This window comes from Kitasatospora sp. NPDC049258 (assembly GCF_040678895.1).
GTDB lineage: Bacteria > Actinomycetota > Actinomycetes > Streptomycetales > Streptomycetaceae > Kitasatospora.
Window position 1 is genome coordinate 1 of record NZ_JBFAQT010000019.1, and the last position, 15,558, is coordinate 15,558.

Genomic DNA, 15,558 nt, shown 5'->3' on the forward strand with positions numbered 1-15,558 from the left:
GGGGGGACCCTGTGGGAGAGTAGGACGCCGCCGAACAATCTTTCAGAGAAGCCCCTCCGGGTCACCCGGAGGGGCTTTTCGCATTCCCGGCCACATTCCTGACCGCACAGCGTCCCTGCCGCCCGGTGCCGGCCGGCAGGGTTTCTTCCGGCGGGGGAAGTTTCGTTGACCCGGTTCGGGCTGTGCTGGAACGCTGGTGAGCGTGAGTCAAGCCGTGAGCCTTGTGGGCCGCCTGCACGTCGATCTTCGACGGCACGCGAGCGCCCTCTGTGCCGTCTGCCGCTGACCCGGCCGTGGCCGGGTAGGACCGCTCTGCGTCCGGCCGCTGACCCCTCCTGCTGATCGGGCCCCGCCCATCGGCTTTCCCGCTCGACCACCCGCTCGTTGCGCCGAGCCGGGTGGCCGGAGCGTCTGCTTCCCCTTCCCGCGCGTCCGACCCGGTGCCCGAGCGGCCGGTCGGCACGGCGCGCACCCCCGCCTGCGAAGGATTCCGCCATGCCTGCCGCCTCCTCCTCCCGCCGTCAGTTCCTCTCCCTCGCCGCCCTGGGGGCCTTCGCCGCGGCCTGCGGGCGCGCCTCGGCCTCCGGGGGAGGGGGCGGGAAGGAGACCGGAAGAATCAGGTACCAGGGTTCGGCGGGTCAGGTGACGCTGCCCGAACTCGCCGAGGATCTGGGCTACTTGGGCGATGTGAAGCTGGAGTGGGTCGGCAACACGATCAGTGGGCCGCAGGACATCCAGTCGGCCGCGACCGGCCAGACCGACGTCGGCGGCGCTTTCAACGGCGCGGTGATCAAGCTGATCGGCGCCGGTGCTCCGGTGAAGTCGGTGATCAGCTACTACGGCGTCGACCAGGACGCCTACAGCGGCTACTACGTCCTGGCGGACAGTCCGATCCGGGGCCCCCGCGACCTGATCGGGAAGAAGGTCGCGATGAACACCCTGGGCGCGCACGCCGAAGCCCTGCTCGACATCTACCTCCAGCGCGGGGGCCTGTCCGCTGCCGAGATCGCGAAGGTGGAACCGACCGTCCTGCCGCCGGTCAACACCGAGCAGGCGCTGCGGCAGAAGCAGATCGAGGTGGCCGTCCTCGGCGGGGTGCTCCGCGACAAGGCGCTGGCCGCCGGCGGCATCCGGCCGCTGTTCAGCGACTTCGACCTGCTCGGAGCGTTCAACGCCGGCACCTTCGTGATGACCGACCGCTTCCTCAAGCAGAATCCGAACACCTCCCGGGCCTTCGTCACCGGTGTGGCCAAGGCGATCGAGTGGAGCCGGAGCACCCCGAAGGCCGAGGTGATCGCCCGCAGCGTGGAGATCGTCAAGCGGCGCGGCCGCAACGAGGATCCGGCCGCCCTGCAGTACTGGAAGTCGTTCGGTGTGGCGGCGCCCGGCGGCCGGGTCTCCGACCAGGACTTCCAGCTGTGGATCGACTGGCTGGTCTCGCACGGCGACATCAAGGCCGGCCAGGTCAAGGCCGGTGACCTCTACTCCAACGCCTTCAACGGCTTCGGCGGGGCTTCCTCGCCCGCCGCCTCCCCCTCCGCCAGCAGGAGTTGAGCGATGAGCGCACAGATCTCCTTCCGAGCCGTCAGCAAGTCCTTCCCGGTCCGCGGCCGGGCCGGCGCCCGCGGCCAGGCCGGGTTCCTCGCCGTCGACCGGGTCGATCTGGACATCGCCGCAGGGGAGTTCACCGCCTTGGTCGGACCGAGCGGCTGCGGCAAGTCGACCCTGCTCGACCTGCTGGGCGGGCTCACCGTGCCGAGCTCCGGCGAGATCCTGCTCGACGGGAAGCCGGTCACCGGCCCCGGTCCGGACCGCAGCACGGTCTTCCAGCAGTACGCGCTGCTGCCCTGGCGCACGGCCCAGGGGAACGTCGAGTTCGGCCTGGAGGCGATCGGCGTGCCGCGCCGGCGCCGGGCCGCCCGGGCCCGGGAGTACCTGGAGCTGGTCGGCCTGGCCGGCTTCGAGGACCGCCATCCGCACGAGCTGTCCGGCGGGATGAAGCAGCGGGTGGCGATCGCCCGCAGCCTGGCGTACGACCCCGAGGTGCTGCTGATGGACGAGCCGTTCGCCGCGCTGGACGCGCAGACCAGGGAGTCGCTGCAGGACGAGCTGTTGCGGATCTGGGAGCGCACCGGCAAGACCGTGCTGTTCATCACGCACGGCATCGAGGAGGCGGTCTACCTGGGCGGGCGGGTCGCGGTGATGACCTCGCGCCCCGGGCGGATCAAGCAGGTGGTGCCGATCGATCTCGGCGACCGCCAGCAGGAGCAGGACCTGCGCTCCAGCCCGGAGTTCGCCCGGTATCGGCACGAGATCTGGCACCTGCTGCACGACGAGGTAAGCCGCGCCCAGCAGTTGGAGAGGGAGGTCAGCCCGGTATGAGCACCGACATCGGCACCGTCGTGGAGACCCCGCCCCGGATCGGTGCCCGACCCGCCGAGCAACAGCCCGGCCTCCGGACCGGCCCGGCGCCGGCGCGCCGCCTGCGCTCCGCGGCCGTCGGGCTGTTGCTCGGCGTCCTGAGCAAGACCCTGGCGATCGCCGTCCTGCTCGCGGGCTGGGAGCTCGCCCCGCGCTTCGACCTGGTCGACCGGACCTTCCTGCCGCCGTTCAGCGAGGTGCTGGACGCCTGGCTGGGCCTGCTGGAGAACGGGCAGCTGGCCTCGAACACCCAGGCCAGCCTGACCCGTTCGCTTGCCGGTTTCGCGCTCGCCGTCGTCATCGGCGTGCCGCTGGGCCTGCTGATCGGCTGGTACCGGCCGGTGGCCCGGCTGCTCGGCCCGCTGCTCGAACTCTTCCGCAACACGGCCGCGTTGGCGCTGCTGCCGGTCTTCGTGCTGATCCTGGGCATCGGCGAGACCTCGAAGATCTCCATCGTGCTGTACGCCTGCGTCTGGCCGATCCTGCTGAACACCATCAGCGCCGTGCGCAACGTCGACCCGACCTTGCTCAGGCTGGCCCGCTCGCTCGACCTCTCCGCACCCCGGCTGTTCCAGAAGGTGATCCTGCCCGCCTCGGTGCCGACGGTGTTCACCGGCATCCGGCTGGCGGGGGCGGTGTCGATCCTGGTGCTGGTGGCCGCCGAGATGGTCGGCGCCAAGGCGGGGCTCGGCTATCTGATCAACGCCTCCCAGTACAACTTCGCCATCCCGCAGATGTACGCGGGCATCGTCACCATCTCCGTCATCGGGGTGGCCTTCAACCAACTGCTGGTCGCGCTGGAGCGCCGGTTCACCGCCTGGCGCGCCCCGCTCGGTGGCTGAGGAGCTCCGGGTGGCCACCCGTCGCGGCGGCGGCCGGCAGCGCTCGCCGCCGGCCCGCGGTCATCACCTCCTGACCCGTAGCAGTGAAGGACACCGCAGTGAAGGACACCGCAGTGAAGGGACACCGCACACCATGACCAGTTTCGAGATCCACAAGGTCGGCGGCCGGATCGGCGCCGAGATCACCGGGCTCGACCTCGCCGGGCCGCTGGACGACGCCACCGTCGGGGCGCTGAACGACGCGCTGCTCGCCCACAAGGCGCTGTTCTTCCGCGGCCAGGAGTTGGACGACCAGGGGCAGGTCCGGTTCGCGGGCCGGTTCGGTGCGCTCACCACCGCGCACCCGACGGTGCCGTCGCTGGTGGGCAACCCCAACGTGCTGCCGGTGGACGGCGAGGAGGGCCGGGCCAACCGCTGGCACACCGATGTCACCTTCGTCCGCACCCCGCCGAAGGCCAGCACGCTGCGCAGCCTGGTGGTGCCCCCGTACGGCGGCAACACCCTGATCGCCAACGCCCAGAGCGCCTACCAGGACCTGCCCGAGGCGCTGCGGGAGTTCGCCGACCGGCTCTGGGCCGAGCACACCAACGACTACGACTACGCCGAGGGCAAGCCGCTGGACGAGGCCGCCGCCGAGCGCCGCCGGGTCTTCACCGCCCGGCGGTACCGCACCGCGCACCCGGTGGTCCGGGTGCACCCGGAGACGGGCGAACGGGGCCTGTTCATCGGTGGTTTCGCGGACCGGATCGTCGGCCTGCCCGGCGATGCCTCGCGCGATCTGCTGCGCACCCTGCAGGCGTACGTGACCCGGCCGGAGAACGTGGTGCGCTGGCGCTGGGCGGTGGGCGACGTGGTGCTCTTCGACAACCGGGCCACCCAGCACTACGCGCCGGACGACTACGACGAGCTGCCGCGCCGGCTGCACCGGGTGACGGTGGCGGGCGACGTGCCGGTGGCGGTCAGCGGTGAGGCCAGTTACCTGATCGAGGGCGACGAGGCGGCGCACTACACCTCCTGACCCGCCCGTCCCGCCGCGAGCAGCCGAAAGTGCGCCGCGAGGTCCCTCCCGACCTCGCGGCGCACGCCTGTGCGGTCAGCGGCCGTGCCGGCCGACCGGTCGGGGCAGCCCGTAGTGCTCGCGCAGGGTGTGCCCGGTGTACTCCTCGCGGAACAGGCCGCGGCCGCGCAGGATCGGCAGTACCTGCTCCACGAAGTCGGTCAGTCCGTCGGGCAGGATCGGCGGCATGATGTTGAAGCCGTCGGCGGCGCCCCGGGTGAACCACTGCTCGATGTGGTCGGCGAGCTGCTCGGGCGTGCCGACCACCACCTGGTGACCGCGCCCGCCGCCGAGCCGGCCGACCAGTTGGCGCAGGGTCAGCCCGTCCCGTTCGGCGAGGTCGCGGATCAGCTCGAACCGGCTCTTCGCGCCGTTGATCTCGGCGACCGGGGGGAGCGGGGGGAGCGGGGCGTCCAGCGGGTGGTCGGACAGGTCGACGCCGAGCACGGTGGACAGCACGCCGATCGCCCGCTCGGGGTTGATCAGGTCGTCCAGCTCCTGGTCCAGCGCCTTGGCCTCGGCCTCGGTGGAGCCGAGCACCGGGACCACGCCCGGCAGGACCTTCAGCCCGGCCGGGTCGCGGCCGGCGTCGGCGGCCTGCCGCTTGAGCGCGGTGTAGAAGGCCTGGCCCTCGGCCAGGGTCTGCTGGGCGGTGAACACCGCCTCGGCCCAACGCGCCGCGAAGGCACGGCCGTTGTCCGAGGAGCCGGCCTGGACCAGCAGCGGGTGGCCCTGCGGGCTGCGCGGGATGTTCAGCGGGCCGCGCACCCTGAAGTGCTCGCCGACGTGGTCGATCTCGTGCACCTTGGCCGGATCGGCGAAGGCACCGCTCGCACGGTCCAGCAGCAGCGCGTCGTCCTCCCAGCTGTCCCACAGCGCGGTGACCACCCGGAGGAACTCGTCGGCCCGCCGGTAGCGCACCGCGTGCTCCTGGTTGGCGTCCCGGCCGAAGTTCTGGGCCGCTCGGTCGCCGGCCGAGGTGACGATGTTCCAGCCGGCCCGGCCGTGGCTGATGTGGTCGAGGGAGGCGAACTGGCGGGCCAGGTTGTAGGGCTCGGAGAAACCGGTGGAGACGGTGCCGATCAGGCCGACCCGCTCGGTCACCACGGCCAGCGCGGTGAGCAGCGTGAACGGCTCGAAGTGGCTGATCAGACCCCAGCCGCCGTCCGAGCGGGCCTCCACGCCGTCGGCCAGGAAGACCGAGTCGAAGGCCGCGGCCTCGGCGGCCTGGGCGAGTTGCTGGAAGTGGGCGATGTCGGCCGTGCGGGTGGGGTCGGTCCGGGGGTGGCGCCAGGCCGCCTCGTGGTGGCCGACCCCCATCAGGAACAGGTTGAAGTGCAGTCGGCGGGGCCGGGGTCCGGGTGTGCTGGGCATGGTGGGCAGCTCCGGGTACGGAGGAGGGAAGGGGGTTCCCGCCATCGTCCCGGCCGGTCCGCGGACGGACAACGATTCGCCGGGCCGCGGAATTAATGCGCCGTTGACCGTCCGGCAGCATCAGCCGGCCCGGGCCGTCCGCAGCTCCATCGGCCGCTGGTAGGTGCTGTCCAGGACCCCGGCGCAGGCGGCGACGGCGAGCAGGTCCCGGCCGAAGGAGGCGCCGGTGACCAGCGGCGCCGGCGCGGTCCTGGTGTGCCGCAGCACCTGCTGCCCGAGGTGGTCGCCGAGTGCCGGCACGGTGGTCAGGCCGGCCTCGCTGACCACCAGCACCTCGGGGTTGAGCACGTCGATCAGCAGGGCCGCGGCCGGGGCGACCAGGTCGAGCCGCTCCCGGAAAAGCTGCAGCGCGACGGCGTCCCCGCGGGCGGCCAGGGCGAGCAGCCGGTCGAAGTCGGGGGCCGGGATCAGTCCCCGGGCGTGCGCCCGGCGGGCCACGGTGTCCTGGGCGACGGTGGCCTCCAGGCAGCCGGTGCGGCCGCAGCTGCAGGGTTCGGTGGAGCCGGGCACCGGTAGGTGGCCGATGTCCCCGGCGCGGGAGCGGCGCCCGCGCAGCACCGTGCCGCCGGTGGCGATGGCGGCGTCCACCACGTTGCCGACGAACAGGTGGACCAGTTCGGTGGCCCCGGTGCCGGCGCCGAACAGCAGCTCGGCCCGGGCCAGGGCACGGGCGTGGCTGTCCACGTGCACCGGCAGCCGGGTCACGCCGAGCAGCTGCTCGCGGACCGGTACGTCGCGCCAGCCCAGCGGGCCGTGCTCGACCACGGTGCCGCGCTCGGGGTCGACCCAGCCGCCGGTGACCACGCCGAGGCCGAGCAGCGAGCGGCCGGTGGCCCGGCGGCGGACGAAGCCGGGCAGGTGGGCGCGGACGGTGCGGAGCACCGCGGCCGCGTCGCCCCGACGGGGGATCCGCTCCTGGGCGACCACCCGGCCGCGCAGGTCCAGCAGGCCGAAGGTCAGCCAGGGGACCCCGATGTGCACGCCGGCGGCCAGGTGGTGCCGGGTGTCGATGTCCAGCGGCAGCTGGGGACGGCCGGCCCGGGGCGGGCCGTCCTCGGGCGGGAGCTCGCGCAGCAGGCCGAGTGCGCTGAGGTCGGCGGTGTGCCGGGACACCGCGGCCGGGCTGAGCCCGGCGGTGCGGCCGATCGCGGCCCGGGGCAGCGGACCGCCCGTCAGGACCGTGCGCAGCACGGCACCGGCCCCGCCGCCCTCGGCGGGCAGCGGGGCGCGGCCGAGCGTGGGAGGAGCGACCAGGGAGAGCATGCGGTCGATTGTCCCGGCGGGGTGTTGCACCACGGTGGCGGCGGCGTGAAGTGGCCCGACACCGTCAATATCGCGCTAAATCCCCTGCTGGACCGGCCTGATCAGGGGAGATTCACCCGGAAGGCCGTAGGGTCGAAGGTGGCGAACTGGTGTCCGGGGGCAGGCGGGTCCCCCGGACCGGACCAAGAATGGTGCACATGGCACGCGGCAGGCTGCGGATCTACCTCGGGGCGGCCCCCGGGGTCGGCAAGACGTACGCCATGCTCGCCGAGGCGCACCGCCGGCTGGCCCGCGGCACCGACCTGGTGGTCGGGCTGGTCGAGCACCACGACCGTCCGCTGACCGTCGCGCTGATCGAGGGCCTGGAGAGCGTCCCGCGCCGCACGCTGAGCCACCGGGGCGTGGACTTCACCGAGCTGGACCTGGACGCCCTGCTGGCCCGCCGGCCGCAGGTCGCGCTGGTGGACGAGCTCGCCCACACCAACATCCCGGGCTGCCGCAACGCCAAGCGCTGGCAGGACGTCGAGGAGCTGCTGGCCGCCGGCATCGACGTCATCTCGACCGTCAACATCCAGCACCTGGAGTCGCTGGGCGACGTGGTGGAGGGCATCACCGGGGTCCGCCAGCGGGAGACCGTCCCGGACGAGGTGGTCCGCCGGGCGGACCAGATCGAGCTGGTCGACATGTCGCCGCAGGCGCTGCGCCGCCGGCTGGCGCACGGCAACGTGTACGCCCCGGAGAAGATCGACGCGGCGCTCGCCAACTACTTCCGCCCCGGCAACCTGACGGCGCTGCGCGAGCTGGCGCTGCTCTGGACGGCCGACCGGGTCGACGAGTACCTCCAGCGCTACCGTGCCGAGCAGGGCATCGAGGGCACCTGGCAGGCCCGCGAGCGGATCGTGGTCGGCCTGACCGGCGGGCCGGAGGGCGCCACGCTGATCCGCCGGGCCGCCCGGATCGCCGACCGGGGCGCCGGTGGCGAGGTGCTGGCCGTGCACATCTCCCGTTCGGACGGGCTGGCCGGCAGCGGCTCGCCGCAGGCGCTGATCGAGCAGCGGGCCCTGGTGGAGAGCCTGGGCGGCAGCTTCCACACCGTCCTGGGCGACGAGCCAGCGGCCGGCCTGCTGGACTTCGCCCGCGGGGTCAACGCCACCCAGATCGTGCTCGGCATCAGCCGCCGTCGGCCCTGGCAGTACATCTACGGTCCGGGGGTCGGATCGACGGTGACCCGAGACTCCGGCGACATCGACGTCCACATGGTCACCCATGAGCACGCGGCGGCCGGGCGCGGCCGGATCCCGATTCGCCGGGTCACCGACCTCGGCCGGTCGCGGACGGTGGCCGGCTGGCTGATCGGCGTGGCCGGGCCGCCGCTGCTGGCGCTGCTGCTCACCCAGGTGCACGCCTTCGGGCTGCCCACCGACATGCTGCTGTTCCTCTCGCTGACGGTCTGCGCCGCGCTGGTGGGCGGGCTGTTCCCGGCGGTGGCCTCGGCGCTGATCGGCTCCAGCGCGCTGAACTACTACTTCACCCCGCCGCTGCACACCTTCAGCATCTCCGAGCCGCAGAACATCCTCGCCGTGGCGATCTTCACCGCGGTCGGCATCGCGGTCGCCTCGGTGGTCGACCTGGCCGCCCGGCGGACCCATCAGGCCGCCCGGAGCCAGGCCGAGGCGCAGACCCTGAGCGCGCTGGCGGGCACCGTGCTGCGCGGGGCACCGACCGGGGAGGGGGTGCTGACGGCGCTGCTCGACCAGGTGCGGGAGACCTTCCAGCAGGAGTCCGCCGCGCTGCTGGAGCGCCCGGACGAGCACGCGTCGTGGCAGGTCACGGCCGTCAGCGGGGTCGACCCGCCGGAGCGGCCCGAGCGGGCCGACGTCGACGTGCCGGTCGGCGAGCGGCTGGCCCTGGTGCTGCGCGGCCGGGTGCTGCCCGCCGAGGACCGCCGGCTGCTCGGTGCCTTCGCCGCCCAGGCCGCCGTGCTGCTGGACCGGCGCCGGCTCGCCGGGGAGGCCGCCGCGGCCCGCCGGGAGGCGGAGGGCAACCGGATCCGCACCGCGCTGCTCGCCGCCGTCTCGCACGACCTGCGCACCCCGCTGGCGGGGATCAAGGCCGCGGTCAGCTCGCTGCGCTCCGCGGACGTCGAGTGGGACGAGGCGGACGAGGCCGAGCTGCTGGCCGGCATCGAGTCCGGCGCGGACCGGCTCGACCACCTGATCAACAACCTGCTGGACATGAGCCGGCTGCAGACCGGCACGGTGACCCCGCTGATCCAGCCCACCGATCTGGACGAGGTGGTGCCGTACGCGCTCGGCGGCGTGCCGCTGGAGCAGGTGCGACTCGACGTGCCGGAGAGCCTGCCGATGATCCACGCCGACGCCGGGCTGCTGGAGCGGGCGCTGGCCAACCTGATCGAGAACGCCGTCAAGTACAGCCCCGACGGCCGCCGGGTGCTGGTGAAGGCCGACGCCCTGCACCCGGCCGGCGCCCCGGCCCGGGTCGAGCTGCGGATCGTGGACCGCGGCCCGGGGGTGCCGGAGGAGGCCCGGGAGCGGATCTTCGCGCCGTTCCAGCGTTACGGCGACGCCCCGCGGGGTGCGGGCGTCGGCCTCGGCCTCGCGGTCGCCCGCGGCTTCATCGAGGCGATGGGCGGCAGCGTGGCCGCCGAGGACACCCCCGGGGGCGGGCTCACCATGGTGGTCACCCTGCCCGCCGTCGACCTGCCCGACCACCGTTCGAAGCCGACAACCCGAAAGGCGGAGCCGGTATGACCCGGGTCCTCGTCGTGGACGACGAACCGCAGATCGTCCGCGCCCTGGTGATCAACCTGAAGGCCCGCAAGTACGAGGTGGACGCCGCCTACGACGGCGCCGGGGCACTGGAGCTGGCGGCCGCCCGCCACCCGGACGTGGTGGTGCTGGACCTCGGCCTGCCCGACATGGACGGGGTCGAGGTGATCCGCGGTCTGCGCGGCTGGACCAGGGTGCCGATCATCGTGCTCTCCGCCCGGCACGCCTCCGACGAGAAGGTCGAGGCGCTGGACGCCGGCGCCGACGACTACGTGACCAAGCCGTTCGGCATGGACGAGCTGCTGGCCCGGATGCGGGCCGCGGTGCGCCGGGCCGAGCCGGTGGCGGGCGAGGACGACTCGGTGGTGACCACCGACACCTTCACCGTCGACCTGGCCGCCAAGAAGGTCAACCGGGACGGCGTCGACATCCGCCTCACCCCGACCGAGTGGCACCTGGTGGAGGTGCTGGTCCGCCACTCGGGCCGGCTGGTCAGCCAGACCCAGCTGCTCCAGGAGGTCTGGGGCCCGGCCTACCACAAGGAGACCAACTACCTGCGGGTCTACCTCGCCCAGCTGCGCCGCAAGCTGGAGGTGGACCCCTCGCACCCGCGGCACTTCATCACCGAACCGGGCATGGGGTACCGCTTCGAGCCGTGACCGCGAGGGCCTCCGGGGCGACCGCCCTGACCAGGAGCCCTGCCGCCGGGGGCGCCGAAACCGGTACCCTTCCGGCATGAGTGGTGACAACAGCAGCGTGCAGCCGCGAGGCCGGTTCCGGCGGATGCTCAGCCGCCTGACCTCCTCCCCGGAGGAGCTCGAGGCCGAGGAGCTGCGGCAGGACACCGCGGAGTCCGGGTGCACCCCGATAGCGAGCTGCGGCGACCGCGAGGTGGTCACCGTGGCGGGCACCCTGCGCACCGTGACGCTCCGGCCCCGGGCCGGCGTGCCCGCGCTGGAGGCGGAGCTCTTCGACGGCAGCGACGCGCTGGACGTGGTCTGGCTCGGCCGTCGCTCCATCGTCGGCATAGAGCCGGGCCGCCGGCTCATCGCCAGCGGACGGATCAGCCATGCACGCGGCCGTCGCGTGCTCTTCAACCCTCGGTACGAGCTGCGTCCGGTCGGACACGGGAGCGAATCAGCGTGACCAACCTGCCCGGCGGCGATCCCGCCGCCCGCACGGCCGCCCGCGACGGCGACATCGACGGGTATCTCGACCACACCCTGACCGAGGCGGTGGTGACCTCGTCGGCCGAGCAGTGGGAGACCTCCGAGGCCGATCGCGCAGCGGAGGCCGATCGCAAGGCCGCCCAGGAGGCCGCCGCCTCCAAGGAGGCGGCCGACACCGTGCTGAAGGCCTTCGGCGGGGTCCGGGGCATGATCGACATGACCCTCCCGGGTCTGGTCTTCATCCTCACCTTCAACATCACCCACCAGGTGACCGCCGCGGCCTGGGCGGCGCTCGGGCTGAGCGCGGTCTTCGTGGTGGTCCGCCTGGTGCGCCGGGAGACCATCCAGCACGCCTTCAGCGGTGTCTTCGGGGTGGCGATCGGTGCCTGGATCGCGATGAAGACCGGCAAGGCGGAGGACTTCTACCTGCCCGGCCTGCTCTACAACGTCGGCTACTGCCTGGCGCTGGCCGTCTCGGCACTGGTCCGCTGGCCGCTGGTCGGCCTGATGCTCGGCCCGGTCACCGGCGAGATGTTCACCTGGCGGACCCAGAACCCCGGCCGGCTGGCCGCGTACACCAAGGCGACCTGGGCCTGGGTGGCGATCATGGGCATCAAGCCGGTGATCCTCTTCCCGCTGTACTTCACCCACAACACCAGCCTGCTCGGCTGGCTCAAGACCGCACTGGGCATCCCCGCGCTGGTGCTGGCCATGTACGTCACCTGGCGGATCCTGCTGAAGGCCCCGGCGCCGATCAAGGCCGAGGTCGAGGACTGACCGTCCGGCCGGAGCCGACCGCACGGCCGAGGGGCGGTACCCGACCGGGTACCGCCCCTCGGCGTACGCACGCCGGGACTACTGCGCGCCGGCCTCGGCGGACAGTAGGTTCTCCAGCTCCTCCTCGCGCTCCTGGGCGGCCACGAAGAGCAGCTCGTCGCCGCCCTCCAGGGTGTCGTCCTTGCCGGGCACCAGCACCCGGCCCTCGCGGATGATGCTCACCAGCGCGGTGTCCACCGGCCACTCGACGTCCCCGACCCGGGTGCCGACCAGCTCGGCGTCGCCCGCCAGGGTCAGCTCCACCAGGTTGGCGTTGCCCTGGCTGAAGCGCATCAGCCGGACCAGGTCGCCGACGCTCACGGCCTCCTCGACCAGCGCCGACATCAGGCGCGGGGTGGAGACCGCGACGTCCACGCCCCAGGACTCGTTGAACAGCCACTCGTTCTTCGGGTTGTTCACCCGGGCGACCACCCGCGGCACGCCGTACTCGGTCTTGGCCAGCAGCGAGACGACCAGGTTGACCTTGTCGTCGCCGGTGGCGGCGATCACCACGTGGCAGCGCTGCAGGGCGGCCTCGTCGAGCGAGGTGATCTCGCAGGCGTCCGCCAGCAGCCACTCGGCCATCGGCACCCGCTCCACCGAGATGGAGTTCGGGTTCTTGTCGATCAGCAGGATCTCGTGGCCGTTCTCCAGCAGCTCGCCCGCGATCGAGCGGCCGACGGCGCCGGCTCCGGCAATGGCGACTCGCATCAGTGACCCTCCTCCTCGGGGCCCTGCGCGAACGCGGCCTCGACCGACGCCAGCTCCGAGCGGCGCAGCATGACGTGGATGAGGTCGCCCTCCTGGACCACCGTGGTCGGCGTGGGCAGCGTGCCCTCGCCGAGCCGGGTGACGAACGCCACCCGGACGCCGGCGGCCTCCTCCAGCTCGCTCAGCTTCTGCCCGACCCAGGCCGCGGAGTAGGCCACCTCGGCCATCTGGACGCTGCCGCTCGGGTCCTGCCAGAGCGGCTCGGCGCCGCTCGGCAGCAGCCGGCGCAGCATCTGGTCGGCCGTCCAGCGCACGGTGGCGACGGTCGGGATGCCCAGGCGCTGGTAGACCTCGGCCCGGCGCGGGTCGTAGATCCGGGCGGCGACGTGCTCGACGCCGAAGTTCTCCCGGGCCACCCGGGCGGCGATGATGTTGGAGTTGTCACCGCTGGAGACGGCGGCGAAGGCGCCCGCCTCCTCGATGCCGGCCTCGCGCAGGGTGTCCTGGTCGAATCCGACGCCGGTCACCCGGCGGCCGTTGAACCCGGAGCCGAGCCGGCGGAAGGCGGTCGGGTCCTGGTCGACCACGGCGACCGAGTGACCCTGTTTCTCAAGGGCTCTGGCGAGGGCCGAGCCCACGCGGCCGCAACCCATGATGACGATGTGCACGGGACGCTACCTCACCCTGTCCGTTGGGTTCTTGACCTGCGCAAACACCGCTCATCATCCTTCCACGCCCTGCTTTCGGGGGCGATCTGTCGGCCGCGCCTTGATCTTGCACGTACCGGGCCACTGCCGGGGCAACTGGAGTGCTGCCCGCAACCTCATCATCCGACACGCTAGCCGGTCGGCCGAACGCAGGCTCGACCAAGGGGGGCACCGGTCGTCGGAGCCGAAGTCAAGAGCCCCTACGATTCCTTGATGTGCCTATGCCTGCTGACCTACCGAAACGCATCCTGATCGGACGCGCGCTGCGCAGTGACAAGCTGGGGGAGACCCTGCTGTCCAAGCGCATCGCGCTGCCCGTGTTCGCGTCGGACGCCCTCTCCTCGGTCGCCTATGCCCCCGAGGAGATCCTGCTGACCCTGTCCCTCGCCGGGGCCTCGGCCATCCATTTCTCCTGGCAGATCGGCGTCGTCGTCGCGATCGTGATGCTCGCGGTGGTCGCCTCGTACCGGCAGAACGTGCATGCCTACCCCAGCGGTGGCGGCGACTACGAGGTCGCCACCGTCAATCACGGCCCGAACTCCGGGTTGGTGGTGGCCAGTGCCCTGCTGGTCGACTACATCCTCACGGTGGCGGTCTCCACCACCTCCGGTGTGGCCAACGTGGTCTCCGCGGTGCCTTCGCTGCGCGGCCACGAGCTGAGCCTCTCGGTGATCGTGGTGATCGTGCTGATGGGCATGAACCTGCGGGGCGTCCGGGAGTCCGGCAGCGCCTTCGCCGTGCCCACCTACGCCTTCATGGTCGGCGTGATCGGCATGGTGGTCTACGGCGCGTTCCGCCACTTCGGCCTCGGCCAGAACATGCACGCCGAGAGTGCCGGCTTCCACCTGGAGCCCACCCCGGGCAACGAGTCGCTGGCCGGCTTCGCGATGGTCTTCCTGCTGCTCAAGGCGTTCTCCTCGGGCTGTGCCGCGCTGACCGGTGTCGAGGCGATCTCCAACGGCGTGCCGGCCTTCCGCAAGCCCAAGAGCAAGAACGCCGCGACCACCCTGCTGCTGATGGCCTCCATCGCCGTGGTGATGTTCATGGGCATCATCTGGCTGGCCCGGCTGACCGGCGTGCAGATGGCCGAGCAGCCCGCCGAGCAGCTGATCGGCGCCCCCGGCGACTACCACCAGAAGACCGCCCTGGCGCAGATCTCCGAGTCGGTCTTCTCCAACTTCACCCCGGGCTTCTACTTCGTCGCCGCCGTCACCGGGCTGATCCTGGTGCTGGCCGCCAACACCGCCTTCAACGGCTTCCCGGTGCTCGGCTCGATCCTCGCCCAGGACCGCTACCTGCCGCGCCAGCTGCACACCCGCGGTGACCGGTTGGCCTTCTCCAACGGCATCATCCTGCTGGCGGGCGCGGCGATCCTCTTCATCGTGGCGTTCAACGCGGACCCGACCCGGCTGATCCAGCTGTACATCGTCGGTGTCTTCGTGTCCTTCAACATGAGCCAGTCCGGCATGATCCGGCACTGGACCAGGCTGCTGCGGACCGAGACCGACCCGAAGAAGCGCGCCCACATGCAGCGCAGCCGGGCGATCAACACCTTCGGCCTGGTGATGACCATGGCGGTGCTGATCGTGGTGCTCGCCACCAAGATCAGCCACGCCTGGATCGCGATCGCCACCATGGTGGTGCTGTTCGTGATGATGAAGGCGATCCGTCGCCACTACGAGCGGGTCTCGGCCGAGCTGGTCGCCGCGGAGGAGCCGGACGACGTGGTGCTGCCCACCCGGGTGCACGCCATCGTGCTGGTCTCCAAGCTGCACAAGCCGGCCCTGCGCGCCCTCGCCTACGCCCGGCTCGCCCGGGCCCACACGCTGGAGGCCGTCACCGTCAACGTCGACCCGGTCGACACGGCGGCGCTGCGCGGCGAGTGGGACGAGCGCGGCATCGAGGTGCCGCTCAAGGTGCTCGACTCGCCGTACCGCGAGATCACCGGGCCGGTGCTGGAGTACGTCAAGAACCTGCGCCGCGCCAGCCCGCGCGACGTGGTCTCGGTGTACATCCCGGAGTACGTGGTGGGCCACTGGTACGAGCACCTGCTGCACAACCAGAGCGCGCTGCGGCTCAAGGGCCGGCTGCTGTTCAAGCCCGGGGTGATGGTGACTTCCGTACCCTGGCAGTTGGAGTCCTCCGAGCGGCGCAAGCCGCAGAAGGCATGGTCCGCTCCGGGAGCCGTCCGCCGCGGCGAGCCCCGGCACCGGCCCGCGCAGAGCTCCGAAGACCAGCAGCGCCCGGGTTCCGGCCCGCGCAACGACTCCGCTCCGCTCGCGTAAGGACGCATGCCAGTGACCCGCAACACCCCGCCCCGCTCCTCCGGTCGGCCGAGCCGGCCCGGCG

14 protein-coding genes are annotated in these 15,558 nt (G+C 72.3%); 10 read left to right on the top strand and 4 right to left on the bottom strand.

Going from position 1 to position 15,558, the window contains the following annotated elements; genetic code table 11:
• Positions 1-214 precede the first annotated feature (214 nt).
• The 5 genes from AB0K43_RS18050 (at position 215) to AB0K43_RS18070 (ending at position 4,281) form a co-directional block, all read left to right on the top strand.
• Positions 215-286: a putative leader peptide gene (locus tag AB0K43_RS18050; protein WP_363640966.1), complete on the top strand. Its 72-nt coding sequence runs from the start codon at positions 215-217 to the stop codon at positions 284-286.
• Between the two features lie 209 nt (positions 287-495).
• Positions 496-1,554: an ABC transporter substrate-binding protein gene (locus tag AB0K43_RS18055; protein WP_363640776.1), complete on the top strand. Its 1,059-nt coding sequence runs from the start codon at positions 496-498 to the stop codon at positions 1,552-1,554.
• Between the two features lie 3 nt (positions 1,555-1,557).
• A complete protein-coding gene (locus tag AB0K43_RS18060) occupies positions 1,558-2,382 on the top strand; it encodes an ABC transporter ATP-binding protein (RefSeq protein ID WP_363640778.1) in 825 nt (274 codons plus the stop codon).
• Entirely contained in the window at positions 2,379-3,263 is an 885-nt protein-coding gene (locus tag AB0K43_RS18065; protein WP_363640780.1) for an ABC transporter permease, read from the top strand. Before AB0K43_RS18060 ends, AB0K43_RS18065 begins: the two co-directional genes overlap by 4 nt.
• Before the next feature lie 133 nt (positions 3,264-3,396).
• Complete coding sequence (locus tag AB0K43_RS18070; RefSeq protein WP_363640782.1) at positions 3,397-4,281, top strand: TauD/TfdA family dioxygenase; 885 nt, start codon at positions 3,397-3,399, stop codon at positions 4,279-4,281.
• Positions 4,282-4,356: 75 nt separating this feature from the next.
• Here AB0K43_RS18070 and AB0K43_RS18075 read toward each other — a convergent pair whose 3' ends face one another.
• Entirely contained in the window at positions 4,357-5,694 is a 1,338-nt protein-coding gene (locus AB0K43_RS18075; RefSeq protein WP_363640784.1) for an LLM class flavin-dependent oxidoreductase, read from the bottom strand.
• Positions 5,695-5,814: 120 nt separating this feature from the next.
• A complete protein-coding gene (locus AB0K43_RS18080; RefSeq protein ID WP_363640786.1) occupies positions 5,815-7,017 on the bottom strand; it encodes an ROK family protein in 1,203 nt (400 codons plus the stop codon).
• A gap of 197 nt (positions 7,018-7,214) precedes the next feature.
• Between AB0K43_RS18080 and AB0K43_RS18085 the strand changes: the two genes are divergently transcribed.
• From AB0K43_RS18085 to AB0K43_RS18100, 4 genes are all read left to right on the top strand, one after another.
• On the top strand, positions 7,215-9,788 hold the full coding sequence (locus AB0K43_RS18085) for a sensor histidine kinase KdpD (RefSeq protein WP_363640788.1): 2,574 nt from the start codon (positions 7,215-7,217) through the stop codon (positions 9,786-9,788).
• Positions 9,785-10,465 carry a response regulator gene (locus AB0K43_RS18090; protein ID WP_363640790.1) on the top strand — a complete coding sequence of 227 codons (681 nt, stop codon included), beginning with the start codon at positions 9,785-9,787 and terminating at the stop codon, positions 10,463-10,465. Before AB0K43_RS18085 ends, AB0K43_RS18090 begins: the two co-directional genes overlap by 4 nt.
• 76 nt (positions 10,466-10,541) lie before the next feature.
• The gene (locus tag AB0K43_RS18095) at positions 10,542-10,952 is read left to right on the top strand and encodes an OB-fold nucleic acid binding domain-containing protein (protein WP_363640792.1); all 411 of its coding nucleotides are present in this window, start codon (positions 10,542-10,544) and stop codon (positions 10,950-10,952) included.
• Entirely contained in the window at positions 10,949-11,752 is an 804-nt protein-coding gene (locus tag AB0K43_RS18100) for a DUF3159 domain-containing protein (protein WP_363640794.1), read from the top strand. The genes AB0K43_RS18095 and AB0K43_RS18100 overlap by 4 nt, the downstream gene beginning before the upstream one ends.
• A 78-nt stretch (positions 11,753-11,830) precedes the next feature.
• Here AB0K43_RS18100 and AB0K43_RS18105 read toward each other — a convergent pair whose 3' ends face one another.
• Entirely contained in the window at positions 11,831-12,502 is a 672-nt protein-coding gene (locus AB0K43_RS18105; protein ID WP_363640797.1) for a TrkA family potassium uptake protein, read from the bottom strand.
• Entirely contained in the window at positions 12,502-13,170 is a 669-nt protein-coding gene (locus AB0K43_RS18110) for a TrkA family potassium uptake protein (protein WP_363640799.1), read from the bottom strand. The genes AB0K43_RS18105 and AB0K43_RS18110 overlap by 1 nt, the downstream gene beginning before the upstream one ends.
• A 260-nt stretch (positions 13,171-13,430) precedes the next feature.
• Here AB0K43_RS18110 and AB0K43_RS18115 point away from each other — a divergent pair, with 260 nt between their 5' ends.
• Positions 13,431-15,494 carry an APC family permease gene (locus AB0K43_RS18115; RefSeq protein ID WP_363640801.1) on the top strand — a complete coding sequence of 688 codons (2,064 nt, stop codon included), beginning with the start codon at positions 13,431-13,433 and terminating at the stop codon, positions 15,492-15,494.
• The last annotated feature ends 64 nt before the right edge of the window (positions 15,495-15,558 follow it).

What these genes read in the sequence shown, in the direction of transcription:
- AB0K43_RS18055 (WP_363640776.1), top strand. Translation starts at nt 496, where the DNA reads ATGCCTGCCGCCTCCTCCTCCCGCCGTCAGTTCCTCTCCCTCGCCGCC.
- AB0K43_RS18060 (WP_363640778.1), top strand. Translation starts at nt 1,558, where the DNA reads ATGAGCGCACAGATCTCCTTCCGAGCCGTCAGCAAGTCCTTCCCGGTC.
- AB0K43_RS18065 (WP_363640780.1), top strand. Translation starts at nt 2,379, where the DNA reads ATGAGCACCGACATCGGCACCGTCGTGGAGACCCCGCCCCGGATCGGT.
- AB0K43_RS18070 (WP_363640782.1), top strand. Translation starts at nt 3,397, where the DNA reads ATGACCAGTTTCGAGATCCACAAGGTCGGCGGCCGGATCGGCGCCGAG.
- AB0K43_RS18075 (WP_363640784.1), bottom strand. Translation starts at nt 5,694, where the DNA reads ATGCCCAGCACACCCGGACCCCGGCCCCGCCGACTGCACTTCAACCTG.
- AB0K43_RS18080 (WP_363640786.1), bottom strand. Translation starts at nt 7,017, where the DNA reads ATGCTCTCCCTGGTCGCTCCTCCCACGCTCGGCCGCGCCCCGCTGCCC.
- AB0K43_RS18085 (WP_363640788.1), top strand. Translation starts at nt 7,215, where the DNA reads ATGGCACGCGGCAGGCTGCGGATCTACCTCGGGGCGGCCCCCGGGGTC.
- AB0K43_RS18090 (WP_363640790.1), top strand. Translation starts at nt 9,785, where the DNA reads ATGACCCGGGTCCTCGTCGTGGACGACGAACCGCAGATCGTCCGCGCC.
- AB0K43_RS18095 (WP_363640792.1), top strand. Translation starts at nt 10,542, where the DNA reads ATGAGTGGTGACAACAGCAGCGTGCAGCCGCGAGGCCGGTTCCGGCGG.
- AB0K43_RS18105 (WP_363640797.1), bottom strand. Translation starts at nt 12,502, where the DNA reads ATGCGAGTCGCCATTGCCGGAGCCGGCGCCGTCGGCCGCTCGATCGCG.
- AB0K43_RS18115 (WP_363640801.1), top strand. Translation starts at nt 13,431, where the DNA reads ATGCCTGCTGACCTACCGAAACGCATCCTGATCGGACGCGCGCTGCGC.